Annotated in this window: 25 protein-coding genes and 2 pseudogenes; 10 read left to right on the top strand and 17 right to left on the bottom strand. The window is 38.7% G+C overall.

The genetic code is table 11. The features are described from left to right. Positions 1–29 precede the first annotated feature (29 nt). The 6 genes and pseudogenes from MPH60_RS24210 to MPH60_RS24235 all read right to left on the bottom strand — a co-directional run. On the bottom strand, positions 30–383 hold the full coding sequence (locus MPH60_RS24210) for a YxeA family protein (RefSeq protein WP_241593446.1): 354 nt from the start codon (positions 381–383) through the stop codon (positions 30–32). A 5-nt stretch (positions 384–388) separates the two neighbouring features. Beyond that, a complete protein-coding gene (locus MPH60_RS24215) occupies positions 389–2,308 on the bottom strand; it encodes an ABC transporter permease (protein ID WP_241593444.1) in 1,920 nt (639 codons plus the stop codon). Then, positions 2,295–3,062 (bottom strand): ABC transporter ATP-binding protein, encoded by a 768-nt coding sequence (locus MPH60_RS24220; protein ID WP_241593442.1) that lies wholly within the window; start codon positions 3,060–3,062, stop codon positions 2,295–2,297. Before MPH60_RS24220 ends, MPH60_RS24215 begins: the two co-directional genes overlap by 14 nt. A gap of 157 nt (positions 3,063–3,219) precedes the next feature. Continuing rightward, positions 3,220–3,510 carry a DUF3817 domain-containing protein gene (locus tag MPH60_RS24225; protein ID WP_241593440.1) on the bottom strand — a complete coding sequence of 97 codons (291 nt, stop codon included), beginning with the start codon at positions 3,508–3,510 and terminating at the stop codon, positions 3,220–3,222. Positions 3,511–3,716: 206 nt separating this feature from the next. Further along, on the bottom strand, positions 3,717–4,781 hold the full coding sequence (locus MPH60_RS24230; protein ID WP_241593438.1) for a C45 family autoproteolytic acyltransferase/hydolase: 1,065 nt from the start codon (positions 4,779–4,781) through the stop codon (positions 3,717–3,719). Between the two features lie 200 nt (positions 4,782–4,981). Next, a pseudogene (locus MPH60_RS24235) lies at positions 4,982–5,350 on the bottom strand (DUF2283 domain-containing protein); the annotation flags it as partial. 591 nt (positions 5,351–5,941) lie between these two features. Between MPH60_RS24235 and MPH60_RS24240 the strand changes: the two are divergent. Both MPH60_RS24240 and MPH60_RS24245 read left to right on the top strand, forming a co-directional pair. Then, positions 5,942–6,469, top strand: a complete 528-nt coding sequence (locus MPH60_RS24240; protein ID WP_241593437.1) for a hypothetical protein — start codon at positions 5,942–5,944, stop codon at positions 6,467–6,469. A 148-nt stretch (positions 6,470–6,617) separates the two neighbouring features. After that, complete coding sequence (locus MPH60_RS24245; protein WP_241593435.1) at positions 6,618–7,616, top strand: amidase domain-containing protein; 999 nt, start codon at positions 6,618–6,620, stop codon at positions 7,614–7,616. Positions 7,617–8,463: 847 nt separating this feature from the next. Here MPH60_RS24245 and MPH60_RS28040 read toward each other — a convergent pair. After that, a complete protein-coding gene (locus MPH60_RS28040; RefSeq protein ID WP_241593432.1) occupies positions 8,464–8,574 on the bottom strand; it encodes a M15 family metallopeptidase in 111 nt (36 codons plus the stop codon). A gap of 60 nt (positions 8,575–8,634) precedes the next feature. Further along, positions 8,635–8,844 (bottom strand): D-alanyl-D-alanine carboxypeptidase family protein, encoded by a 210-nt coding sequence (locus MPH60_RS24250; RefSeq protein ID WP_241593429.1) that lies wholly within the window; start codon positions 8,842–8,844, stop codon positions 8,635–8,637. A 384-nt stretch (positions 8,845–9,228) separates the two neighbouring features. Here MPH60_RS24250 and MPH60_RS24255 point away from each other — a divergent pair, with 384 nt between their 5' ends. Next, entirely contained in the window at positions 9,229–10,617 is a 1,389-nt protein-coding gene (locus MPH60_RS24255; RefSeq protein ID WP_241593427.1) for a hypothetical protein, read from the top strand. A 363-nt stretch (positions 10,618–10,980) separates the two neighbouring features. Here the strand turns inward: MPH60_RS24255 and MPH60_RS24260 are convergent, their stop codons facing one another. The 3 genes from MPH60_RS24260 to MPH60_RS24270 are packed head-to-tail and all read right to left on the bottom strand — an operon-like array spanning position 10,981 to position 12,907. After that, positions 10,981–11,769: an ABC transporter permease gene (locus tag MPH60_RS24260; RefSeq protein ID WP_241593426.1), complete on the bottom strand. Its 789-nt coding sequence runs from the start codon at positions 11,767–11,769 to the stop codon at positions 10,981–10,983. Further along, complete coding sequence (locus MPH60_RS24265) at positions 11,766–12,671, bottom strand: ABC transporter ATP-binding protein (protein WP_241593424.1); 906 nt, start codon at positions 12,669–12,671, stop codon at positions 11,766–11,768. Before MPH60_RS24265 ends, MPH60_RS24260 begins: the two co-directional genes overlap by 4 nt. Further along, positions 12,668–12,907: a PLD nuclease N-terminal domain-containing protein gene (locus tag MPH60_RS24270; protein WP_241593422.1), complete on the bottom strand. Its 240-nt coding sequence runs from the start codon at positions 12,905–12,907 to the stop codon at positions 12,668–12,670. The genes MPH60_RS24265 and MPH60_RS24270 overlap by 4 nt, the downstream gene beginning before the upstream one ends. A gap of 243 nt (positions 12,908–13,150) precedes the next feature. Between MPH60_RS24270 and MPH60_RS24275 the strand changes: the two genes are divergently transcribed. Beyond that, a complete protein-coding gene (locus tag MPH60_RS24275; protein ID WP_241593420.1) occupies positions 13,151–13,696 on the top strand; it encodes a helix-turn-helix domain-containing protein in 546 nt (181 codons plus the stop codon). Between the two features lie 135 nt (positions 13,697–13,831). Here the strand turns inward: MPH60_RS24275 and MPH60_RS24280 are convergent, their stop codons facing one another. Next, complete coding sequence (locus tag MPH60_RS24280; protein ID WP_241593418.1) at positions 13,832–14,392, bottom strand: thioredoxin family protein; 561 nt, start codon at positions 14,390–14,392, stop codon at positions 13,832–13,834. A gap of 203 nt (positions 14,393–14,595) precedes the next feature. Here MPH60_RS24280 and MPH60_RS24285 point away from each other — a divergent pair, with 203 nt between their 5' ends. The 3 genes from MPH60_RS24285 (at position 14,596) to arfA (ending at position 16,490) form a co-directional block, all read left to right on the top strand. Beyond that, the gene (locus tag MPH60_RS24285; protein ID WP_241615872.1) at positions 14,596–15,456 is read left to right on the top strand and encodes a GRP family sugar transporter; all 861 of its coding nucleotides are present in this window, start codon (positions 14,596–14,598) and stop codon (positions 15,454–15,456) included. A gap of 18 nt (positions 15,457–15,474) precedes the next feature. Then, positions 15,475–16,260, top strand: a complete 786-nt coding sequence (locus MPH60_RS24290; protein ID WP_241593558.1) for a glucose-1-dehydrogenase — start codon at positions 15,475–15,477, stop codon at positions 16,258–16,260. Positions 16,261–16,349: 89 nt separating this feature from the next. Further along, on the top strand, positions 16,350–16,490 hold the full coding sequence (gene arfA / locus MPH60_RS28045; RefSeq protein WP_405388979.1) for an alternative ribosome rescue factor ArfA: 141 nt from the start codon (positions 16,350–16,352) through the stop codon (positions 16,488–16,490). 352 nt (positions 16,491–16,842) lie between these two features. Here arfA and MPH60_RS24295 read toward each other — a convergent pair whose 3' ends face one another. Beyond that, complete coding sequence (locus MPH60_RS24295) at positions 16,843–18,333, bottom strand: peptide MFS transporter (protein ID WP_230178450.1); 1,491 nt, start codon at positions 18,331–18,333, stop codon at positions 16,843–16,845. Between the two features lie 329 nt (positions 18,334–18,662). On the opposite strand from MPH60_RS24295, the gene MPH60_RS24300 reads away from it, so the two are divergent. Further along, positions 18,663–18,887, top strand: coding sequence for a hypothetical protein (locus MPH60_RS24300; RefSeq protein ID WP_241593413.1), 225 nt, complete (start codon positions 18,663–18,665; stop codon positions 18,885–18,887). A gap of 86 nt (positions 18,888–18,973) precedes the next feature. Here the strand turns inward: MPH60_RS24300 and MPH60_RS24305 are convergent, their stop codons facing one another. Together MPH60_RS24305 and MPH60_RS24310 are read right to left on the bottom strand one after the other, a co-directional pair. Further along, a complete protein-coding gene (locus tag MPH60_RS24305; RefSeq protein WP_241593411.1) occupies positions 18,974–19,843 on the bottom strand; it encodes an anti-sigma-V factor rsiV in 870 nt (289 codons plus the stop codon). Next, positions 19,828–20,343: a sigma-70 family RNA polymerase sigma factor gene (locus MPH60_RS24310; protein WP_241593408.1), complete on the bottom strand. Its 516-nt coding sequence runs from the start codon at positions 20,341–20,343 to the stop codon at positions 19,828–19,830. The genes MPH60_RS24305 and MPH60_RS24310 overlap by 16 nt, the downstream gene beginning before the upstream one ends. Positions 20,344–20,528: 185 nt before the next feature. On the opposite strand from MPH60_RS24310, the gene MPH60_RS24315 reads away from it, so the two are divergent. Beyond that, positions 20,529–21,935 (top strand): polysaccharide deacetylase family protein, encoded by a 1,407-nt coding sequence (locus MPH60_RS24315; RefSeq protein ID WP_241593406.1) that lies wholly within the window; start codon positions 20,529–20,531, stop codon positions 21,933–21,935. Positions 21,936–22,035: 100 nt separating this feature from the next. Here MPH60_RS24315 and MPH60_RS24320 read toward each other — a convergent pair whose 3' ends face one another. Continuing rightward, a complete protein-coding gene (locus tag MPH60_RS24320) occupies positions 22,036–22,755 on the bottom strand; it encodes a YebC/PmpR family DNA-binding transcriptional regulator (RefSeq protein ID WP_241593404.1) in 720 nt (239 codons plus the stop codon). Positions 22,756–23,015: 260 nt separating this feature from the next. Between MPH60_RS24320 and MPH60_RS24325 the strand changes: the two genes are divergently transcribed. Then, positions 23,016–23,741: a DUF4261 domain-containing protein gene (locus tag MPH60_RS24325; protein ID WP_241593402.1), complete on the top strand. Its 726-nt coding sequence runs from the start codon at positions 23,016–23,018 to the stop codon at positions 23,739–23,741. 411 nt (positions 23,742–24,152) lie between these two features. Here the strand turns inward: MPH60_RS24325 and eutC are convergent. Next, a pseudogene (eutC, locus tag MPH60_RS24330) lies at positions 24,153–24,878 on the bottom strand (ethanolamine ammonia-lyase subunit EutC); the annotation flags it as partial. Positions 24,879–24,900: the final 22 nt, after the last annotated feature.

Raw genomic sequence — 24,900 nt, forward strand, 5'->3', positions numbered from 1 at the left:
CCATAATTTACAGACAGCCCTTCTTTCAGTTATTTTGTTCGTGCCTTTTTTGGGATATCCTCAAATTTCACTTCATCATATGACGAAACCTCATCACCATTTTTCACGTACATCTTCAAGTAAGCATCTTTCCGAAGATTTTTTTGTGCCGTGAATTCAAGAGGTATCGTTTCACCAGCTTCATTTTTGGCGTCCAGCATATAAGAATAGTAAGTCATCACTGTACCATCATCCAGTTTGGTTTCATGTTGTACCCCATCCTCTGTAATTTGCAAATAATAATTAGCGGCATTCATGCGGTTAAAGTCTATTTTAGTAAGCGCGAAGATCCCTGCCGCTCCCAGTATAAACAAAATGCCAACTACCATAATAAATTTCTTCATCTCGATCATCCTTCTGTTTTATTATTTTGTGTGATAATACGATTATAGGACGCTACCGTTAAGATATAATACAGACCGTAAATAACCGTATAAGCGATCATCCAGATCAACACAGGTTTTTCTAGGTCCATCATCAATAAGCCCGAGAAGGCTTTTAAAGCCACCGCACTGTGCAATAACCCCACTGCCAGTGGAACGAAAAAGATTACAAACACTTGTGATGCAATGGATTTCCGCATTTCTTTTGCGTTAACGCCCATTTTATGAAGCATATTGTATTGTGATTTATCTTCCTCAGCTTCCGTCAAAACTTTAAAGTAAATGATACTGCCTGTTGCCGCTAAAAAAACAAGACCAAGAAAACTTCCGATAAAGAGCAATGAGCCTACACCTTCAATGCTTGTTTGAAAATCTTGAGGGGCACTGGAAAATAGCGCTTCTTCAGGCAATTGTTCTGCAATTTCCCTCGATAAATCAGTGGAAGCTTGATCAACTCCGATAACACGATAGTTTAGGGCTTCCCCTTCTTTTTGCAATGATGTAAATTGATCATTCGATACGACCACTGCAATGCCTGCTGTTTTGGCATTTAAAACGGTTTGTGTTTTAAAGCTTTGAAATGTTATCGCTGTGTTGTTTTCTGTCCTGATCGTCTTGTCCTTGTATTCAGGTGAGAATCTTTTGTCAAATCCAATATCCAAAATGACTGCTTTGCCATTATTCACATGCAATGCTTCCTTACCTTGTACTTCAGCTAATTTGTTATATGTTCTTTCATCGATTATCGTGTAAATCCTTTTATCAGAGCTATCGAATGCGGATCCCTTGCTAAGTTCTTTCGTATTAAATGTGACTGATAGTGCTTCGACATTTTCATCATACTTTGTATCTGGCAATACAGCGCTGACTTGCTGATCGCTTTTTGAATCAGTTTGCTGATACATGAAAGTGTTCGGATCAATGGTCATAACTTGGTCATTCGCGTTATAATAAAGGCCATAAACCGCACCGCCAGCCGTTACCGTTGTAGCACTTAACACTGCAATTACGGTTAATGTCCGTGCATTACCCCGTATACGATATAGCAGTTGCGAGATCGTCATCAGATGCAGGCCTTTCCAAAGCCATTTTTCATTTTTCTTAATCACGGCCAACACAAAGCCTGTCACGCTATGAAACAATAAAAACGTACCGACAATAACCGTTGTCAAAATGATGAGTGCCGTCATTAAAAAGCCGACCTTTTCCCACACTTTAGAAGTAAAAAGATCTTGCATCGCCAACCAATAACCCATGACAATCAGGGAAACTCCCAGAAAGGCTACAGTCATCGATGGCTTCGGAGCTGCCTCTCCTTTTTTCGATGCATGGAAGAGATCGATTAGTTTAAATTGATAAATTAAACGATAGCCCTGGAAAGATGTCACCAAGAAAATAATCAGAAATACGATAGAGGTGTTCAAAGCTGCAGATCCCGAAAATGTAAATGGTGCGATGACATCATAGCCCATTAAATAGATCAAAACCGTCATGAACCCTTTTGAACAAAGAAATCCAAGTAAAATTCCCACAACCAATGAAACCAAACCTAGCAATAGGTTTTCAAAGAAAAGCATAAAACCAATCTGACGATTGCGTACGCCAAGCAATGCATATAATGCCACTTCTTTTTTACGCTTTTTCATAAAGAATGAATTGGAATAGGCAATAAAAATGGCAACGAAGAAAATTAGGATAACTGCGGCACCACTCATTAATGAATCCAATTTCTGTGATGAAGCCGTTTGTTCTGCAACTGTGTCGCTATATTTTAACGTTACAAATGTAAAATAGATGATAATGCTAAATACCATGGATGCAATATATAAAAAATATTGGGAGAGGTTTCGAGCAATATTCTTTCTCGCCAGACTAAATAACGTCATCTACCTCACCTCCAATTGTTGCAAGGACATCCATAATTTCTTGGAAGAAAGCTTTACGTGATTGGCCACGACGATAAATTTCTGTTGAAAGCGTCCCATCCTTGATGAAAATGATCCGTCGGCAGAAGCTTGCGGCATATGCATCATGTGTCACCAGCATGATGGTGGAATTATTATTTTCATTTAGTTCACTTAAGCTTTCCAGCAGACCTGTTGCTGATTTTGAATCAAGTGCACCTGTTGGCTCATCAGCCAGGATCAACGCCGGCTCTGTCACAAGCGCTCTGGCTGCAGCTGTTCTTTGCTTTTGCCCACCGGAGATTTGGTATGGATATTTAGCTAATAAACCTTCAATCCCAAATACTTTAGCAATACGATTCACCAAGTAAGTAATTTCTTTCGCTGGAACTTTTGCAATCGCCAGCGGCAATAATATATTTTCCTTCACAGTCAGTGAGTCTAGCAAATTGTAATCCTGGAAGATGAAACCAAGATTATCACGTCTGAAGTCCGTTAAGTCAGCCCCTTTCATTTCGTGAATGCTCGTATCGTTCATGAAAATTTCCCCTTCAGTCGGCGAATCAATGGTTGCCAACAAATTGAGCAACGTCGATTTCCCTGCTCCTGAAGGTCCCATGATCCCTACAAACTCCCCTTCATGAATGTCAAAAGATATATTTTCCAACGCTGTGTAGGCAGCGCTTGATTTACCATATGTTTTTTTTATATTTTCCACTTTTAATAATGGTTCCATTTGTTTCACCTCTTCAGTATTGTTGATACTTATACTTTACATGCCCATTCTTACAGCATCTTTGTGCCAACCTTACAGCAAGCTTAAATCCATAAAAAAAACGCCTGCCATTTATATAGGAAGACGTTTTTTATGGATTTTTTTAAAGTAAAAGTATTTAACTTTGCTTCAGAAGCCTGCGATCGATTACAAAATTACCGAATGGAATGAATGAAACGATGAAAATCATCGCCATTTTTAAAAAGGACCATTTTGATATGATGCTCACATAAAGTAATAAAAGCCCAAATACGACAAATAAGAAACCATGGATGCTGCCTAAAATGAGTGTTGCTTCCCCAATATCCAATATGTACTTAAAGGGCATACCAATGGCAAGCAATAAAACATATGAGATTCCCTCAATTATTGTAATAAATCGAAACCAACCAATAGCTGTCGAAAACATTCGCACATCCCCTTATTCATTGTACAAGTACGGCACACAAATCCAACTTCTTGTCCCAAATCCAAAATCTGTTACTCTATCATATTATATTACGGTGACACCCACTAATAAATAGTACCAGATTTCCCTAAAAATAGAACAACAAAAGAAGCCCAAAGGATTGGGCCTTTTAAGAAAGTAAGGTTCAGATTCATCACTTCAAACGTTCAATTCCGAAACCAATTCGCTCCCTCATCCATATGCACGAAGGGAATATCCGTATCAATTACACCTTTGATTCGTTTTAACTCAACATCTTCCCCTTCGAGCCATTTTGCAAAATCTATGGAAGTCGGCTCCTGGTTCCCTCCCAAGGCAATCCAAGCTTTCATCTCATTAGGTAAATATGCGGATGTATGGATCGTTCCTGCCCAGCTGCTATACAAATCCGAGAAGACACCTTGATTGGTATCATTAAACAACCTATAAGCATCGTATGCAGATGAAAGTTTCCCTTCCTGATCTTGGATGATCTCCAATCGGCGTTTTGAATCGATAAGATGGTTACGGTTTTCATTTTTCATGATTTCAAAGTGATTTGTACAGGCATTTGACGTACGCACCTCTACACTTCTCGGGGAGGTTTCCACAATATAGGTACTTCCGCTTTTATCATAGACGACGTAAGTGAAAGAATGACGATGCGGGATTTCCTTCAACATCGCGACCGCTTCCTGAACGTTCGCACAAGATTCAACAATCAGTCTTCCAATCATGCAGCAAATGAAACCATCACCAGGATTCTTGCGATTCATGAAGTTATAGCCTATCACCAAACCTTTTTCATTCATTCCATCCATCCGGCCAGTCCCTCGCTGACTAGGGCCGATGCTTGAATACCCTTGATCGGTTGGCTGGAATAAGACATAGCGTCCTTCATAGGTCTTCGGGTGGTAATCATAATTGCGAATGAGATAATCATCGCCTGTCATGATGGAACAGCCGGACCGAACATAATCCAATCGGTATCCACCAAACTCTTGCAGCACGCGGTCCATTGGCCATTTCAGCGCTTCTTGCAATCCAAGTAATTCTTCCCAAACTCCAGGGGCGAATTGTGTAATGGCTTTCTTGACCTCTTCTTCTTCAACCGTAAACCGAGGCTGTCTGATCTTCCACTGATCTTCACGATTTTTTACCGTTAATGAATCTTTTAATTCCTCCCCTTGCATGTATCCAAACTCATAATGTGTACCCCGAAATTGTATGACATCACTATATATTTGCTTCACGGCTTATCCCTCATTTACAGTAGTTGCTACTCAAACTAAGGATACTTGAAGTATTGTTGAAAATAAAGAAGATAAGCCTTAAAATTCCCCATGGTTTGTCTATTATTTAATTTACCTTTAAAAATGAAAATAGCTCCTTTCAATTAAGAAAAGGAATTTTTCTATCAGAATTAAGCTTCAATATTTATTGTCTTTTAGAATCATTCTGTAATGAATTTCAAAGATTCCCCGTTGTACTTCTTTATATCAACTACATCAAAGCCCACAAATTCTTGAAAATCATTGTCCGCAAAACAAAAGTCAATTCCTTTAAAGTTAAACTTACTTTTTATATCCTTTTCAGTTAAGCGGAATGAAAATTTCTCTCCATTTTTCTTATAAAATTTCGTACTTCCAGCTTTTTTAGACAACTTTGATATTACTGGGCGAAAGAACTCTATCCCTATTATCCTACCAACTTCATCAATATCTAACTCTAAATATTCATTTACTTCTAATTCAATAGTAGACACTATCTTATCCTTTACTGATGAAGGTAAAGGATATAAATATGCTAACTTTGCTTCTTCATCATATGTAACCTAGATTTCATTTTATCCCTACTCCCACCTTGATTTAGGTCTTGCTGTTTTCAGTAGTGGTAATAAGCTACCTTTTGTTACTACATTAAACACTAGTACTCGAGAAATTCCTCTTTCTTGCATATGTTCAGCTAGATGATGCTTTAAGTGGCATTATTATTATTGGTTGACGATATTATTTATTATTTGCAGGTGCAGGTATTATCAGATTAATTGTTCTAGTATAGGCTTTAGTTAAGAGTGGATTACTTTTTGCTGTTAGTATTCTATTGACGGTTATCATTTACTAACATGCAAATTTTTATAACGTTTTAGAAAAATAAATCCGAAGTCTTACTGTCTTTCGAGGATAAACCCCCAGCTGATTAATGGAATTATATAGACTTGAGCAAATTAGAAGGAAAACATAGTTTCTATAATTAACTACAATTAAAAGTATTATTAGTAAGGTTAATTGGTAATATACTCCCAACCTCTCCCTAAAAATAAGCATTTCAAATTATTATATTTTGTGTAAAATAATGTTATAATTAATTGTAAATAGATTGGAAATACATAAGGATATTAGGAGGCTTTCAATTGAGATTTCTATTTAATAAGAATTTAATAACTATGAGCGTTTTTTTAACTTTTTCTATACTACTTATAGGATGTTCTAATACGAGTAGTAAAGCCAGTAACGAGGTAACGATTACTAAAGAAATGGATCAAGTCATCTCAAATACTATAATGGAACACAATAAAGATGCTCTATCTCAAACAGATAAGCAATTTGAAGCACATAAAATATATGGTGCAGATGAAAAAAACGGTTTGATTAGCATCTACTTATTTGCATTATATGAAGGATACAATAAGTCAACTGGGACTGAAATACAGTCTGGACATTCATATCCTGCACTTATTAAATTAGCAAAAGAAGACAATGAATTTATAGTAAAAGAATATAAAGAACCAACAGACGGGTCTGAATACAAAGAGTCGGTTAAGAATATGTTTCCTAGCAAATATTCAAAAAAGGCACTGAAAGATACAGGAGATGCTAGTGATTTAAAAGCAGAACTGCAGAAGAAGGTTGAAAAATGGGTAAAGGAAACGAGAAACTAAATATGCTTTTCTTTATGGCCACTATCTTTTAGATAGTGGCCATTTCCTCCTTTTTAATTACCCTTTTTTACAAATTAATACAAAATAACCTTTTTTTTCATATTAATTAAGTTATAATAGACTCTGTATTGAATTAAGGGGGAGAATTATGAAAAAAATTTTTATTTTAGGTTTTTTCTTTATATCATTAGCTTTTGGAAGTTTATTTTATGTAAACGGGGTTTCAGCTGCCGAAAAATCAAGAGATGATTATACTTTTGGAGAAATTGAGAACACTGTAATGGAATACTTAAAATCACAAGGTTATTCATTTATAATTGGATCAGAAGAATTTACTAAATATGTGAATGAACAAATGGATAGTGATGCGGATACTTTTTTAGCATCTAGAGATGATTACGAATTAATCACTGCTTATTTTGCCGAATATCTTCATAGATTATCTGTAGAAGAAGTAGAACAAGAAAACAATTCCTCGCTTTATTTTTCAGAACATCGAAATAGTACTTCACTAACCGGTTTAGAACAAGCAACCATTGAAAGTATGAATTCGATTGATAATACTACTTTAGGAGAAATGAAGAAAGAAATTGATGTGGAAGAGGCAACAGCAGAATTAAAAAGTAAAACAGGAATGACAACTCTCGCAACTAGCACAATAAATATAGCTGATGCCAGAGCGTATGCGAAAAAATATTATAAGAACTATAACCCTTCCTATCCTAAATATAGTAATGATTGTACAAACTTTGTCTCTCAAATTTTAAATGCAGGTGGAAAAAGAATGGTTGTTTCTAATAGTACTTCCAAATTGGTTTCTGATAATAAATACTGGTATATAAAGAGCTTACCTAAAGGTGGAAAAGGTAGAAGTGCTTCTTGGACAGTGGTAACAGATATGTATTCTCATCTAACAAGATCTCAAAAAGGATACAGTAGTACAAGTAAAAGTTCAATTATAAGTAATGCTAAAGCTGGAGATGTAATTCAATTTAAAAAATCTGGTGCTGATCGCTATTCACATGGAATGTGGGTTTATTCAAAATCTTCTGATAATCTTAAACTTTCTGGACACACAAGTGATTATTTAGAAAGAAGTTTTAATGCTATTACGGGTTATAAAACTTATAGAATAGTAAAAATGTAATAAAATCCAATAATAAAAGCCCTTTATGGGCTTTTATTATTGGTAACTACTGCCACATCAACAATCGCACCTACACTATGCTAAGAGGTTTCCAGTGAATGCTTTGATATTAAACTTCCACAAAAGGAGAGTGGATTATGAAAAAAGTAATAAGTATTGTGGCACTTATAGTTTCTATACTCGATTGTTTTATTAACACATCGTGATAACTTAGAATATGATTCAATATTTTATTTAGCAAGTTCCTTATTCTTTTTATCTTTAATTTTTTTATTTTTTTAAAAAACTAAAGAGAAGATTAATATTTTTACTTTAATTGCGCTTTTAAATGTATCGGCAACTTTTATAACTGTTGATTTTTTAATAGGCGTAATACTTTTTTTAGCGCTTATAATGATTTTATGTTTTTGTATTTATTCTTTTATAAGTAAATAGGTAAAGATACTGAGTTGGCGTTATATAAGTTTCAGAAGTCAAAAATCTAGTTTTCCAGTATTATATCCTTCTAAATAAAGTGCAGCATGTAGAATCCATGTAAGATTGCCTTTTGCCCCTTTTTGTACCGTCTCGATTGCAGACTTAGTCATTTACCATCCATAATAAGCTTTTTTTGAATTGCACATTAAGTTTTATTCGTAAAGCTTTGATAAGGGCTGATTTAGTTTTAGGGCCTGGAATGCCATCAACAATTTGATTAAATCCATAACGGTTATTCAATGTCTTTTGAATGGAAACGACAATGCTAACTCCTTTGTTCTTGGATGGTGCCTTAGTAACCTCGGAAGCTACCATTTTTAGCGGGCATAGCTTCAGAACCTGGCTTAAATTTCAAGGTAACAGTAGGTTTTTAACCTGCTTGTAACTGTGAATAAGATAGTCCACCTGTCATCTCCAAGTGAGGATAATCTTTAAAACCTGACCAATCTCCACCCCAATTAAAATCCGAGTTCTTTCCCAATTGTAGCTATACTTCTCCATTTTGTATTTACTGTCCATAATGCTGTTTTTCCATCTTCGGTTAAATGAAAAAAACAACAGCTAGTCCAAAGTTATGAAAAGAATGTCCCGGCTTAGTATCTATCACTTCTGGCTTAGCTAGATTGCTATAATCCTCTCCTTTGTAACTATAAAAACGACCCTGACCGTATAGTGCAGATTGTTCTTCCATGGAACGATAACCAGCACTTATTTGGACGTAAATGCCTTCCTTATATGCTCGTTTAATCATTTCTAATGCTGATGCCTTCAAAATTCAATTAAACGAATTGATTGTATTTTTGAACCATTCATCCTGAAAACCGACTGGTTGAAAAAAAAAGCAGTGTACCAAGTGAACCGCCTATCATGGCTATATCAATCCGAATGTAATCCACCAATATTGTCTTACTTTACACGGACGATAGCTGATTCAGTAGAATTATCTTATACAACATTCCTCTATTTCAACTAAGCGTTAAGCAAAAGAAAAAATACACCCAGTATTCTCCTATTATATTCGATATTCACATCATAAGTTGAAAATAAGATAAGCCTTTAAAATTTTTGAAACAACTCACCACCCCATACCCCCCTCATAATCTGTAACTAGGCACATTTATGAGGGGGACGGATCATGGAGATGGAATTAACGGCACTCCATTGGATTTATGTTGTTTTTATTGCATTGATAATCGGGTTTATGGTAAAACGTCGTGATACTACCCTCATCTGCATAATTGGCATTTTCCTTTTGGCTTTAGTGGCTACAGGCAGTTTAGCCTCTTCCATAAGCGGCATATTCAACAGCTTCATTTTCGCAATCACGGAATTAATGTCCACGATATTAATCATTTCCATCATCGTTGCCATGAGTACGGTTTTAACGAAGTCAGGCATTAATGATGTCATGATTGCACCATTTGCGAAATTCATTAAGAACCCTACACTCGCCTTTTGGGTAATCGGCATCGTCATGATGGTGATATCCTGGTTTTTCTGGCCATCACCTGCCGTTGCCTTACTTGGTGCAGTCCTGCTCCCAGTTGCCTTACGGGCTGGTTTACCTGCACTTGGTGTGGCGATGGCGATGAACCTTTTTGGTCATGGAATCGCATTATCAGGGGATTTCATCATTCAGGCTGCCCCTAAACTTACGGGTGATGCGGCTTCGATACCAGTCGGTGATGTCATCGCTGCGAGCATACCCCTTGTCATTACAATGGGGGTTGTCACCACCCTCTCCGCCTTTATCCTTTTAAAGCGGGATATGAAGCTTGGAAGAATCAAGGCGGATAATGTGGGATTTGTCCAAGATCAAACAATGAGTGAAAATCTGCTTACACTGGGACAAAAGAAATTTTTTGCCGTCTTCATTCCGATCGCCTTTCTGTTGGATGTTGTGGCATTGTCGATTTTGAAGTTGCAAGGCGGAGATGCCACCGCGTTGGTTGGCGGTACAGCGGTTTTCATTTTGCTGATTTTATCCCTTGTCGCACATAAGCAGCAAGGGCTTGAAAAATCAACGGCCTATTTGATCCAGGGTTTTCAATTTGGCTTCAAAGTATTCGGACCAGTCATTCCGATCGCCGCATTCTTCTATTTAGGTGATTCTGGATTCAATCAGATCATCGGTGACTACTTACCTAAAACATCCCTCGGCATCGTCAATGACCTCGGTGCCGCATTGGCGGCCTCCGTTCCTTTAACGAAAGAAATAGCCGCCGTCACATTAACCGGCATCGGTGCCATCACCGGCTTGGATGGATCGGGCTTCTCAGGCATTTCTTTAGCGGGATCTGTCGCTAAACTCTTTGGCACGGCAATCGGAAGCGGAACCGCAACCTTGACCGCACTCGGGCAAATAACCGCGATTTGGGTTGGCGGAGGTACTCTGATTCCATGGGCACTGATACCAGCAGCTGCCATATGTAACGTCAGTCCCTTTGAACTCGCCCGCCGGAATCTGCTACCGGTAACCATTGGTTTGGCAGTCACTACAATAGTCGCGATGTTTCTCATTTAATCGATCTGCACCGATTTATGTAGAGCTTATATTGAAAAAGGACTGAGTAAAAAATCAGTCCTTTTTCATTTCAAACGTATAACTGTAGATTTCGCCGATATATTTTTATTTTCGGAGATATAACTATAGATTTCGTCGATATATCCCTATTTTCGGAGATATAACTATAGATTTCGTCGATATATCCCTATTTTCGGAGATATAACTGTAGATTTCGTCGATATATCCCTATTTTCGGAGATATAACTGTAGATTTCGTCGATATATCCCTATTTCGGAGATATAACTGTAGATTTCGTCGATATATCTCTATTTTCGAAGATATAACTGTATTCGTCGATATATTTTTCCTTCATACTCAACTTATTCGTTATTGAATTTCTTTTTTGAAATCCATATGTTCGTTACCAATATCGCTACTGCCGTCAACTCAAGTGCCGCTAATGCACCCCAAATCGCCTGTGAATTGACTGTGCCTAAAATCAGTACTTCCATGGCATGTTTACTCATGCTTGCTGGATTCACATTGTCCATTACGGGACTTAATCCAACTATGATTCTACAGCCGAGGAGAAATACTATCGAAATTAATGCAATAATACCCTGACTATTAAAAATGGTACTGATCATCATCGTGAATGAAACGATAAATAGGATCCACAGCAGATAGAATAGCAAAGCCACTATTAAATCCGCAAAATCAACACTCGTAAACAAGAAAACTGCATACAGATATGAAACCAAATATCCCAATGCTACACTGAAGGCAACAAACAGATAATTGGAAATGATTTTCCCGCTTATGTAAGACCCAACCGTCACAGGCCTTGTAAGAATGAAAGCCAGCATACCATTCGCTTTATCGGATTGTACGACTCCCATCGTGGAAACGATGATGATCATGATCCCTAGCTGATCAAATTGAGACCCTAAGGTACTAGCCAGAACTTCGCCGCCTTTTTGGGCTGCCATGCTTGGATCAATGGTGATCCCTTGGCTCCCTCCCAGTGCCTCTAAAATTGAAGGCAAATAATAACTTACGACTGGTTGAGTTATTCCTAAAAATATAAATACAAGCGGCAGCCAAATCACTTTATATTCACGTACCATCTGAACAAATTCCTTTTTAGCTAAAACGGCAAAATCACTCATTTTTCCACCACCAATTTTAAGAAAATCTCTTCCAATGTATCGTTATCTATTTCGAACCTTATAAGATCAACATTATGCTCCAAAGCATTCGCAAGCAACATATTCTTGTTTGAATCAATATTTTCCACTTCTATCTTCAATTTATTTCCGATTACATCTACACCTTTGACAAAGTTCAAGCTTTTAACATGTTCAATCCATTTTTGACTGCTAGAGGTTATGTCGACATTGATTTTATTTCCGCTATTCCTGGTTAATAATTCAGAAATAGTTGTGTCCTCAATTTTTTCACCACTTTTTATAATGACAAACCTCTCACATATCTCTTCTGCATCGCTTAATATATGCGTCGATAATAAAATGGTCGTATCTTTCTTTATCTCTTTTATGATATTTAACACTTCTCTCCGGCCGATCGGATCTAATGCAGAAACCGGTTCATCCATGACAATCAATGCTGGTTTATGTAACAGCGCCTGTGCAATTCCAAGCCTTTGTTTCATTCCGCCTGAAAAAGTCCGCACCTTTGCATTCTCTTCACCGCTCAACCCTACCTTCGACATTATCTCTGGAATGCCGCTTAATAATTCTTCCTTTTTGATACCCGAGAGCTGCCCCATGAATGTAAGGGTTTCTTTGGCAGTCATCCATTGAAAGAAGTTAGGGTATTGTGGTAAGTAGCCTATTTCCTTTTTCATTTTTGAAATTTTCTTACCGTCAAGCAATACCTCTCCCATAGTTGGATCAATAATATCTGCAATGACTTTTATTAGTGTCGACTTACCAGCCCCATTTGGCCCTATCAATCCAACACATTCCCCAGATTGCAATTCCATTGAAAAATTATTTACCGCTGTTTTTTCTTTGAATTTTTTTGTAACATTATTAATCTCCAATTTCATATTCTGTCACTGTCCTTTCTACCAATAACGAAGTAAAGAATTGGACCGATAGTATTTGCAAAAATAATGATGAGTGTCCACAATAAAACATTTTTCCGTGTCTTTCGATTTCTGTATAAATCAATTAATGCAATAAGGATTAAAATCATCCCAATAGCAATTACCGGTATAATAATCGGCAGAATAGGCATGAAATCAATATCTTTAAACTCGTCCCATCCATAATGCAATTTCATATATACCACTCCTTAATATCAAATTTTTATTCTCATTATCAGTAATGATAACATTTAAAATGGGATTTTTCACCTACTTTTTTCTTGATAAAATATTGTTTGAGGTTTTATTGTTATTCATAATGATAATATTATCATTATGAATAACAATAAAAATATAGTCCTATTTATTAAGCCTTGTTACTTGAAGACATTAATTATTTACAATTGAAATGATTTAATTTCCAATGTGAGGAGAATAAGATGATTAATAAAGCTGAAATTTTAATGCATCCTGTAAGAATGAAGATTACCCAAGCTTTAATGAGAAACAGGGTAAATGGTTTAACACCATTAGAAATGTTAAAAATCATTAAAGATGTACCCCAAGCAACATTATATAGACATATACAGGTTCTATTTGATTCAGGGGTCATCCGCATTGTAAAAGAGAAAAAAGTGAGATCCGTTTCCGAAAAATATTATGTTTTAAATGAAGAAGAAGCGCGACTTAGCGGGGAAGAATGGAAAAAATATTCTAATGAGAAAAAGGTGAACTACTTTTCTTATTATCAATTATCCCTTATGACTCAATATCAAAACTATCTTACTAAATTAGAAGAAAGAGATTACGCTGAAGATGGTTCAACCTTTTCCCTTTTAGAACTAAAGCTTGATGATGAAAGCTTTAGTAACTTTCAAAATGAATTGAACGATTTAATGGTAAAGTACTACAATGCTACGAATCAGAGTGCTACACAAGATTCTCCTATTCGAACAATCGGCGTTACGATCATTCCGGAATCATAAGTAAATGAAAAGGCTGTTCCCAAACCTTGGACTAAAAGAACCATGAATACTATAGATTCATCAACCAAAATGGTTGCAGTCTCCGTTTTGAAACAGCCCTTCATTATGGAAGGTTAAAAAGGGATAGCCCCGCTGTCAACAGCTTCCCAATGCTTCCTTGATACTGCTGTATACTTCATCCCACAGGTGTTTTTCTTCAGCAAAAGCTGCAGTTATCTTTTTGATGACTGCTTTTTGCGCTGACTCGAAACGTTCATCATCCTTGGCCGGCAGGTCTGACCTTAACTCCATTACATACTCTTGTACCTTTGGTGCACGTGGTCCCCAAACAGCTTTTTCTTCACCATTCTTATCAATGAATATAAAAATGGGAATTGAACGCGCTGTTCCATTCGTTAAGTATTGATCCATCAGTTCAAGATTTTGATCTCGTAAAACCATCCGAGTTTCAATATTTGCCGCTTCAGCTATATTCAGCAGTACTGGAATGTTCATCATTGCGTCTCCGCACCAGTCTTCAGTAATGACAATGGCTCGAAGTTCCTTCGTCTTTAATTCATCGAAAAAACCTTGGTCCTCTGCAGAAACAGAAAAACCCTCCTGAATTGATTGTAAGTTTTCTTTATGAACTTTCATCGAAGATACAAATTCATTAGCGGGAATCCCCTTTTCAAACCATTCTTTCAGTGTCGTCATACTAATTCTCCTAACTGTTTTTAAGTTAAAAGTACCATAACCCCCTTATTTTTTCATTGTTTCCGCCCTGAAAAATAAAATTCCAAATTGGTAAATTAAAACCATGTTTTCTTTCCCGTGTAAGGGGAAAACTCTAAATACATTCAATAGCTTACTAACTAACTATTTTATATTCATTAAAACATTGTTTTCTAGTTTAGGAGATGAAATTTGTGGAAGGTTTTCTCTTTGCGCTACTCCCTGCATTGACATGGGGCAGCTTAGTGCTTGTTTCCGAAAAACTCGGAGGCAACTCTTATAATCAAACACTTGGCATTACAATCGGTTCATTACTGTTCGCCATCATGATGTCTTTCATCAATCCGCCGGAATGGAGCAGTACAGTGTGGATTGTCGGTATCATTTCGGGGATAGGCTGGGCATTCGGGCAGTTATTTCAATTCAACAGCGTCAAGGAAATCGGGGTATCGAAAACCGTTCCAATTTCAACAGGACTGCAAATTCTAGGAAATACATTTTTTGCAGTTATCATTTTCAGGGAATGGAATGACAGGATTACAATCATCATCGGCATAGTTGCAATAATCTGTTTGATTACAGGTGTCTTGCTGACAAGCTACGGCGATGGTGATAACAAAAAAGCAGGAAGCATGAAAAAAGGGGTTTTATATCTTGCCATTTCAACAGTGGGTTATGTTACATATGTCATTGTCGTCAGATGGAATGAAGTTGACGGATGGTCGGCGATCCTGCCGCAAGCAATTGGCATGTTCCTGGCTGCCCTGCTCCTATCCATCAAACATAAACCGTTTAATAAATATGCCGGAAGAAATATTCTAACCGGAATGATGTGGGCAGTCGGTAATATCGGCCTCCTGCTCGCTAATCCAAAAGTAGGCGTTGCCATCGCATTCTCATTTTCCCAAATGGGGATCGTCATTTCCACTTTAGGCGGCATCTTTCTTTTAGGAGAAAAAAAATCCAAAAAGCAAATGGTTTTCGTCATCACCGGATGTGTACTCGTAATTGCAGGCGGAATCATGATCGGCTTTACAAAAAAATAGTCAAGGGAGCGATAAATGATGTATGAAGATTTAGAGAAAAAAGTGGTAGTGATCACTGGCGCGGCAAAAGGGTTAGGAAAAGCCATGGCCGAAAGATTCGGTAAAGAAAAGGCACATGTCGTATTGAATTATCACACGGAAAATGACGACCATAAGGAAATCATCAAAACGATTGAAGCGGCAGGCGGGAAAGCCGCAGCCATTCAAGGCGACGTTTCAAAGGAGGCGGCAGTGAAGAAATTGCTTTCATTCGCTGCGGACACCTTTGGCACAATCGACATCATGATCAACAATGCTGGTATTGAAAATGAAGTGCCCAGCGAAAAATTGACTCTTGAAGATTGGCAGAAAGTCATCGATGTAAATCTAACCGGAATGTTCCTGGCAAGCAGAGAAGCAATCAGTTACATGCTCGATCATGGCATTAAGGGGAATATCATTAACATGTCCTCCGTTCATGACCGGATCCCTTGGCCTCATTTTGTCCACTATGCAGCAAGTAAGGGCGGAGTCAAGATGATGACAGAAACCCTTGCACTTGAATATGCTCCTAAAGGGATTCGCATTAATAATATTTCACCTGGAGCAATCGACACACCCATCAATGCCGAAAAATTCAATGATCCAAAATCTAAACAAGAAGTCATCGACCTGATACCGATGGGATATATCGGAAAGCCGGAACAAATTGCGGCTTGTGCCGCTTGGCTAGCTTCCGCCGAATCTAGCTACGTAACGGGAATGACCTTATATGCTGATGGCGGAATGACCAAGTATCCAGGATTCCAGGCAGGAAAAGGCTGAACTTAATTAATGAAATGAACCAGTTCATTGACTAAAACGAATAAAACCAATAAGAAAACCATTGTTGAAATGGCAAATAGTCGAATGCGTTGGGGTTTGACCCCTCCACCCGTATTATCAAAAACAAAAAAGGAAAAGGTTCTTACAACCGGAAAAAAGAGCAATCCTATAAAGGATGCTCTTTTTTTCATATTCGCTTAGTTCTTTATGGTAACCGTATCATTTCATGAAATTCCACTTCTCTCTTTTGGAATCTATCAAGTTGAAGATTAGTTTTTATGGATTGCTAATGACAGCTGTTATGTAAAAAAGGGATGGATACCCAGCTAAGGAGGAGGAAATGATTTTCGATATATTTCATTTTAAGATATTGTATTTTTTTTATCTTCGATATCGAGCCCATTCCCAAGATTATTTTATTTTTTTTCTTAGTGTTCACTGTGGATCATATAAAAAAAAGTTAAAGGTTTGAATCACGACCTCAAATAAAAATCGATATAGCACCCATTCGAGAATTTTCGAGGGCACGAAAAATGAAAAAAAGATGACCCCGTTAATTCGGAGGTCATCTTTTTTAATGCGTTAGCGAATGCCTTTCATGTAGCCTTGAATCTTTGGTGATAAGGCCATCAGGACAAGTCCAAGGACCATTGAGGCAACACCGATCACTCCAAAATAAGCCATTTCGGTTTGAGGTGTGTAGAATCTGACGATTTGTGCGTTCAGTGCTTGTGCTGCCGCACTTGCCAGGAACCACAGGCTCATCGTTTGTGCCGAGAATGCGGCCGGAGCCAATTTTGTAGTTGCTGAAAGTCCGACAGGAGATAAACAAAGTTCTCCAAGTACTACAAGGAAATAGCTAAGTACAAGCCATAGCGGATTGACTAATGCGTCTGATCCACCGAAATAAACAGGAAGCAGGATCACTAGGAATGATAAACCGGCGAACAGTAGACCGATTGAGAATTTTTGAGGAATGGTCGGCTGACGCTTTCCTAGTTTAATCCATAACCATGCGAATACTGGTGCAAGGGTGATGATGAACAAAGGGTTTAAAGATTGGAACCATGCCGGGTTTATTTCTATTCCAGCAAAATTCAACTGTGTCCGTTTATCTGCATAGTTTGCCAATATTGTTGCACCTTGCTCCTGAATCGCCCAGAACATGACAGCTGCTATGAACAAAGGAATATAGGCAAGCAAGCGTGAACGTTCAACAGAAGTCGTTTTCGGGCTGCGATACATGAAAATGAAATAAAGGGTCGGAATAACGATTCCTAGAATACCTACAAGATTAATAAAGGTTTCAATCGTTAAGATGCCTGCAGAAGCCGTGATGCCAATGATGGCAGCTATGATAAGTGCAGCTATCCCCAATTTAGTGAATACTTTTTTCTTTTCATTCTGTGATAATGGGTTAGCAGGAAAAGTTCCAGCCAAGCCCAGGTTCTTTTTCTTTGTTGCAACAAAGACGATGAGTCCAATTAACATACCAATTGCGGCTATACCAAACCCAAGGTGGAAGCTGTAGTTCATGACTGAACCAACAATGAGTGGTGAAAGGAATGCACCCATGTTGATACCCATATAGAATATACTGAAACCGGAATCCCGGCGTTCATCATTTTCTGCGTAAATTTCGCCGACAATGCTGGAAACATTCGGTTTTAATAAACCAGTACCCAGAACAATGAGTACCATGGAAACAAAGAACATGGAGAGATTGCCTGGTACAGCAAGGACAATATGCCCGAGCATGATCAAGATACCACCGTATAATACGGCTTTTGAAGTCCCGAAAATCCTATCGGCGAGCCAGCCGCCAATTATTCCTGACATATATACTAAAGATCCGTAGATGGATACAAGGGAAAGAGCTGTGGTTTCATCAAGGCCAAGTCCCCCTTTAGAAACTTCGTAATACATATAGTAAACAAGAATGGCCCTCATGCCATAGTAGGAGAAACGCTCCCAGAACTCAGTAAAGAAAAGGGTGAAAAGACCTTTAGGGTTTCCAAAAAAACCTTTTTGAGGTACACTATCCACAATTTTCTGTTTATTTATCGTTGCCATACCTAGCCCTCCTTTTATTATTGTATAATAACATTTAATTTTCTCTATTGTAAACAAATATTTAGTATATTTAAATAATTAATTTCAAAATAAATAGAAGTGACTTTCCACCACGACTGCAAAAGTTCGTATTTTACAGAAGAAAACACTCTATAAAGTCTTATAGGAGACGACCATCAATGATATATTGCCCTAACTTCATCCATGGTATTACGTTTGATTGCCATGCACATATTAATGAGAATCGGAAATGAAGAATGTTGAAATAACCCCACCACAACCGTTCTATTCACCGTATAATAGATATAAAAAACTGAGGAGGCACCATAATGCTAGGGATCATAACCGTTGTGCTGATTTTTTCCATCCCTATAATCGCCATACTGACAAGCCATTTCGAAAAACAGTCAAAAAACAAACACAAGATGCTGCAAGTTGAATTGGAGCTTGAAAAACTTAAACATGAAAACTTCCTTATGGAGACGGAAAAAATGAGGCTGGAACTGGATCAGATGAAATTCGAACAAAAAAGAGACGAACCAAGGTTACTGTAATCAAGTAACGTTGGTTCGTCTTTTTCGATGGGTATTGTGCCGTTTTAAAAACCTTCCGCCCGTCATAAGCATTACAATAGGCCATTTTAATGGATATATTGATCGCCAACAAGAAGGTCTGACAGCACCTTTGTCGGGATGATGAACTCGACGGCCCCCATATATCCCGGCGCAGCTTCGTAGCTGTTAAAGGCAATGACTAGCTTGCCATCTTCGTTAATATAAAAGTTTTGGTTTTCATCGATGCCTTTAAACGCAGTAAGGTCATCTTCTTCGATCCAATATATCTTTTCCGGATCCTCAGCCATTTGCCGCTTCATCTGTTCCTTGATGTTTTCGCTGATCACCTGAAGATAACGATTATCTTTAAATAAGCTATTTAGCGTTAATAGCACTTCATTTTTTTTGTCGACTGTATCGAATTGACTTTCTGTAGAACTTGAGGCCTGAATCGTATCCGTATAACGCTGTACAGATAATATCGTTTCATTATCCGTCAATATCACATATCCGCTTTCCACCGAGATATTGCCCTTTTCCCCTTCCTTCAGGTTTGACATGGAGTCCGTGAATTCCTTATAAAGCTGCTTGCTTTCCGCTAAATATTTATCATTCAAGCTATTTTCGAGTTTTTTATTCTCCAGACCGGATATAGCAGGTGTTTTGATTACTGCCGAGGAATTATTCGCTTCTTCTTTCCATTCGACGAAGGTAATCACTTTGATGACCTTCTCGACTATTGGAATATCACTCATGGCTTTCGCCGCTGCCGGACTGATGTTTACGGAAGCTGTCACAATCAGAAGCGCCGCTGCCGCTGTCACAAGGATATTCCTGCCAACCCTTGGCTTCTTCCTGGGCTTTTCATTCAAGGCTGCTTGGACGACATCATTCAATTCCATTGGTATCGGTGTTTTAAGATATTCTTCCCGCAGATCTTTTAGTTTTTTTTCCATCTTTTTGTTTCCTCCCGTTCAGTCATGTTGATCCGCAATAGTTGCAGCGCTTTATATAATCTCGTTTTAATTGTGCTTACGTTCTCTTCCAGCACTTCCGCTATCTCATCCAGCTTCAGGTCCTCGAAGAAACGGAGAACGACTACCGTTTTGTACTTGACCGAAAGTCCCTCAAGGGCCTTTTGCAAATCCAGGTCAGGGTAGTGATCTTCCTCACCGTTGCGTAAGTATTCTATTGTTTCATCATCGGCGACGGTCAGTTTCTTTTTCTTCCGCAAAACATCCAATGCCGTTCGGACGATGATCTTATATAACCAGCTATCTATAGAAGCAGCGTCTTTGATTTTACTGCTGGAGGCCAGTGCTTTCCTGATTGATTCCTGCACGATATCAAGCGCATCCTCTTGGTTTTTAACATAGTAAAAAGCAAGTCTGTACAAATTTTCTTGCCGTTCGGTTATCCGGGCCGCGATTAATTGATTCATATCTAGATTTTTCATTGCATGAAAGAGCTCCTTACATTTAAATTACGTATCCTGGGTACAAAGGATAGACGTTTGTGCAGCCATAAAAGTTTGAAAATGAACAAGGAAATATATAAAAATAAAAAAATGAAATTTTTAACAAACTTTTAAGGCTTTTGGCGCGTCTATATAGTAGAATGATTATCGAGGTGGAGTGCATCATGAGGAAATTAAATTATAAAAAAGTCTTTATTTTTCTATTTTGTCTTACAGCTGCTGTGGGTACATTGGGATTAGCCATCAAAAGCCTTGCTTTTGATAAGAAAAGAACCGTTTCGGCCTATACAACCGATAAAAATTACCCAGAAGCCGATATTCAAACGTATGTGAAAGATAATACGAAAGGCGGATATTCAGCCAGCAGGCCCGTTCTGCATTTAGAAAATATCGACAAGCAGCTAGAAGCCTACATAAAGAAAGAAATTAAGGATTATGAAAAGAAATGGAAAGCATCCGACGGCAAAGCTTCCGAGCTTAACCTCACCTATACGATCCTCCATTTCAGCAAACAGACCATTACGATTTCCTTCGATAAATATGAGCAAGTGGAAGGAAAGAAGCAGTCTGGAACCCAGATCTTCACTTATGATATTCCATCTCAGCAAAAGCTCTCCATAGAAGACATCTTTGCCACGGATACTGATTATTTATCCGTTTTATCCGATATTGTTTTTGAAGAGTTAACGGAGAAGGAAGAAGAAGGCATTTCAAACAGTCTCATTAAAAAGGAAAACAAACTGAAGGCAGCCAACTTCAATTCTTTTTCAGTCTTGAAAAATACGCTTGTATTCTACGTTAAGACTGATGATTCAACCAAGACCCATACAATAGCCATCAAGAAGGAACTTTTTAAAGATAGTTTGCTAGATTCCTATCAAAGTCAAGATTTGAATGAGGATCGTGTAAAGGAATGGCAGCCGAAACATATCGTTGCCAAACTGCCCGTGCAAAATGAATGGATTGACCCTTCAAAAAAGGTCATTGCCTTGACGTTCGATGACGGGCCGCATCCAAGTCATACCATGTCCATTCTTGAAAACCTGAAAAAGTATGATGGTCACGCGACGTTTTTCGTGCTTGGAAGCCGCGTTCAGCACTATCCGGAAGTTCTTCAAAAAATGCTGCAGCAAGGAAATGAGATCGGCAACCATTCATGGGATCATCCGCAGCTGACGCGCTTAAGCAAAAGTAAAATCGAAGATCAAATCGAAAAGACCCAAGACGCTGTAGAAAAAGCTACAGGTGCTGAGCCAAATCTCGTCCGTCCCCCATATGGAGCGATTAACAATAATGTGCGTGAATATATGGAGGATATGAAAGTCACACTTTGGGATGTCGATCCCGAAGATTGGAAAGAACGGAATGAAAAGAAAATCGTAAACAAAGTGATGGGCAAAGCCAAAGATGGCAGTATCATCTTAATGCATGATATCTACCAAACTAGCGCCCAGGCTGCAGGAAAAATCATCAAACAACTGCATGACCAAGGTTATCAACTTGTCACAATCTCGGAATTGGAAAAGGTAAAGAAGGATCGTGAACTTTCCGGAATTACCATAAGTGAATAATCAAAAGGAAAGAGCCTGTTTCGTGATTCGTAAACAGGCTCTTTTCTTTCAAATAAAATAAGCAGGCCTTTGATCATATAGCAAAGGTCTGCATGTTATTTCATTCACCAAGATCTACATTATGATAAACTTGTTGAACATCTTCCAAATCTTCCAATGCATCAATCATCTTTTCGAATTGTGCTTGTGCATCTTCTGGAAGGGTTAGGTCATTTTGTGCAAGCATCGTCAGCTCTGCCACTGTAAAATCGCTGATTCCTGAATCCTTGAATGCTTGTTGTACAGCATGGAATTGTTCAGGTTCGGCATAAACGATGACACTTTCTTCTTCTTCAATGATGTCACGTACATCAACATCCGCTTCCATTAACAGTTCAAGAACATCATCAGCCGTTTTACCTTCAATCCCGATGACAGCCGTTGCATCGAACATATAAGCAACAGATCCGCTGACACCCATATTCCCGCCATTTTTCCCAAATGCGGCACGTACATCAGATGCCGTCCGGTTCACGTTGTTTGTCAATGCATCCACGATGACCATTGAACCATTTGGACCGAACCCTTCATAACGAAGTTCGTCATAGTTTTCTTCGGAACCGCCTTTGGCTTTTTCGATCGCACGGTCAATGATCGCTCTTGGAACATTGTACGTTTTCGCACGCTCAAGCACGACCCTTAATGCCTGATTGGATTCTGGATCTGGTTCACCTTGTTTTGCCACTACATATATTTCCCGTCCGAACTTAGCATAAATCCGACTAGTATTAGCATCTTTTGACGCTTTTTTTTCTTTAATGTTATTCCACTTACGACCCATTATATTCCACTCTCTTTCATCATTGATATATACGAATAGATTATTAAGATACGGCCCTATGAGAAAACCCACAAGGGGAATTCCTATGAAGATAGGCTATACGTTTACTAGATTATATTATACATCAATTGTATAATTTTGAAAAAGTCCTGCACATCCCTCACTGGCATTTATCGGTGCTTGGCATTATTTTTTTTGAAATACTATGGAAATCATCAGCAGTGGTATAGTATGAAGTGATCGGAAAGGAGAGAAAATCCATGAAGGACAACCAAATCATCATCGGGATACCCGGTAAATGGAAGGACCGGACAGAATTGATTCAAACGGTCGCTTCCCAAAGCGAAGGGTTTCTGTTAGCCGGGAATGTTTTTCATAACAGTGATAAAAACATTACTTTTCAGGCTGAGATCCATGATTATGAACCCACTTTAAAAGAGAGCTTTTCTTACGCAAGTAAAGACGCCTTTTCAGAGAATGCATTAGAGGAAATCCATAACCATACCTATACCGTTTATATAATAGCGGATATATCCGATACCGGAACCGTTATCGATTTGATTGATGCCGGGGCAGCGATCCTAAGGGCAGGCGGAATGGCAGTGAAGATAGAAACCGCTGGAATTGCCCATTCAAAGGAAGATTGGCAGCATCTACATCATAGCCCGGATATTCTCTCGGTATATGCCCATTTTGTCACGATCATCGGAGAGGAAGACTATTATTGTTCATTCGGAATGAAAGCCTTTGGTCTTCCGGATGCCGTGACACTTAACACAATGAGCCCGAAAGAGGCGGCTGCTCTGCTTAACACATTTAATTATTACCATGTAGGTGAACGGCCTCTCTTTAAGAATGGCGAAACGTTTAGCATTCAGCAAGATGCACCCGACTTTATATTGACGGGCCTTCAGGACTTTAGATATGAAGAAGACCATCCCTTCTACAACCCGTTTGGATTATGGAATTTAGGGTCAAGTAAATAGAGGAGCGATTCGCTCCCCCAGACTGTAGATAAATTCGCATAAAGCGAGTTTGCCTGCAGTTTTTTTATTTAAAAAATGTTCCAGTCGTTTTCAGAAATCCGCTCCCTTTCCGCCGTCTGTCTGCCAGGCCTCCTCAAAGCAAGCGCCTGTGGGGTCTCGGCGAGCCAGTTATCCGGCAGGAGTGTCGCATATTTCTTCCATCCAATAAGATTCACAGTAAAAAACATTTATAATAATCTAGTCTTGTTTTAAAATCATGGCTCGAGATGAGAGGCTCCCGGACCACCCGCGGAAAGCGAGTACCTGGAGAAGAAATCAACGATCCATTCTCAATCATCGTCCGGAGTGAGACCATCCCGAACCCCCTTTTGCCTGCAAACTAAGAGAAGTGATTCGCTCCTCCACTTTTTTTCAACCGAGTTTTTCACGCTTTTCTTCTTCATGTTCCTTTTTCACGAGGGACATGCCGCTCGCTTGGTATTTGAGGATCTTTTGAATGACCGTGCCAAGATGTGCTCCAGCTTCAACCGGGGGAATCCCTCCTTTATGAATGTTGGAAATGACCATCCTTTCTGCTTCAATGGTGCCCAAACGTGGCTTATAGCAAATATAAGCGCTCAATGATTCAGCACTGACTAGACCAGGCCGTTCACCAATCAACAGAACAATGACCTCAGGACCAAGGATTTCACCGATATCATCCATCACGGCAACCCGGCCCTTTTCAATATAAAAAGGTGTACCCGTATCCAGACCTGCCACCACCAAAGATTGTTTGAAAGATAAATAGACGTCCTCCACATTTTCTTCGATCGCCTTGGCACTTAAGCCATCGGAAATGATGATTTGAACTGTTGGAGCCTTTTTGCATTTAGCTTCTATCACCCGCTTTGCTTCATCCGAAAGCTTTCTGCCATAATCCGGCCGCCGTAAATAGACTTCCTTATCATCGGCCTTCGTTTTCACCTTGAATAAATCCAAGCGTTTCAAAAGAATATCACTGACTTCACCATATACAGCATCGACGGCCGCCGCATGGTCAAAACGGAATTTCAGCCAAGAATCCGTTTTCGGCCGGGTCCCTGACCTGCCTATACCTATTCGCGCAGGGGTTTTTGCCATCAAGGCATCCAAATCTTCCTTATTCATCCCCATATCA

The sequence above is a fragment of the Peribacillus sp. Aquil_B1 genome (assembly GCF_022603275.1).
Lineage (GTDB): Bacteria > Bacillota > Bacilli > Bacillales > DSM-1321 > Peribacillus.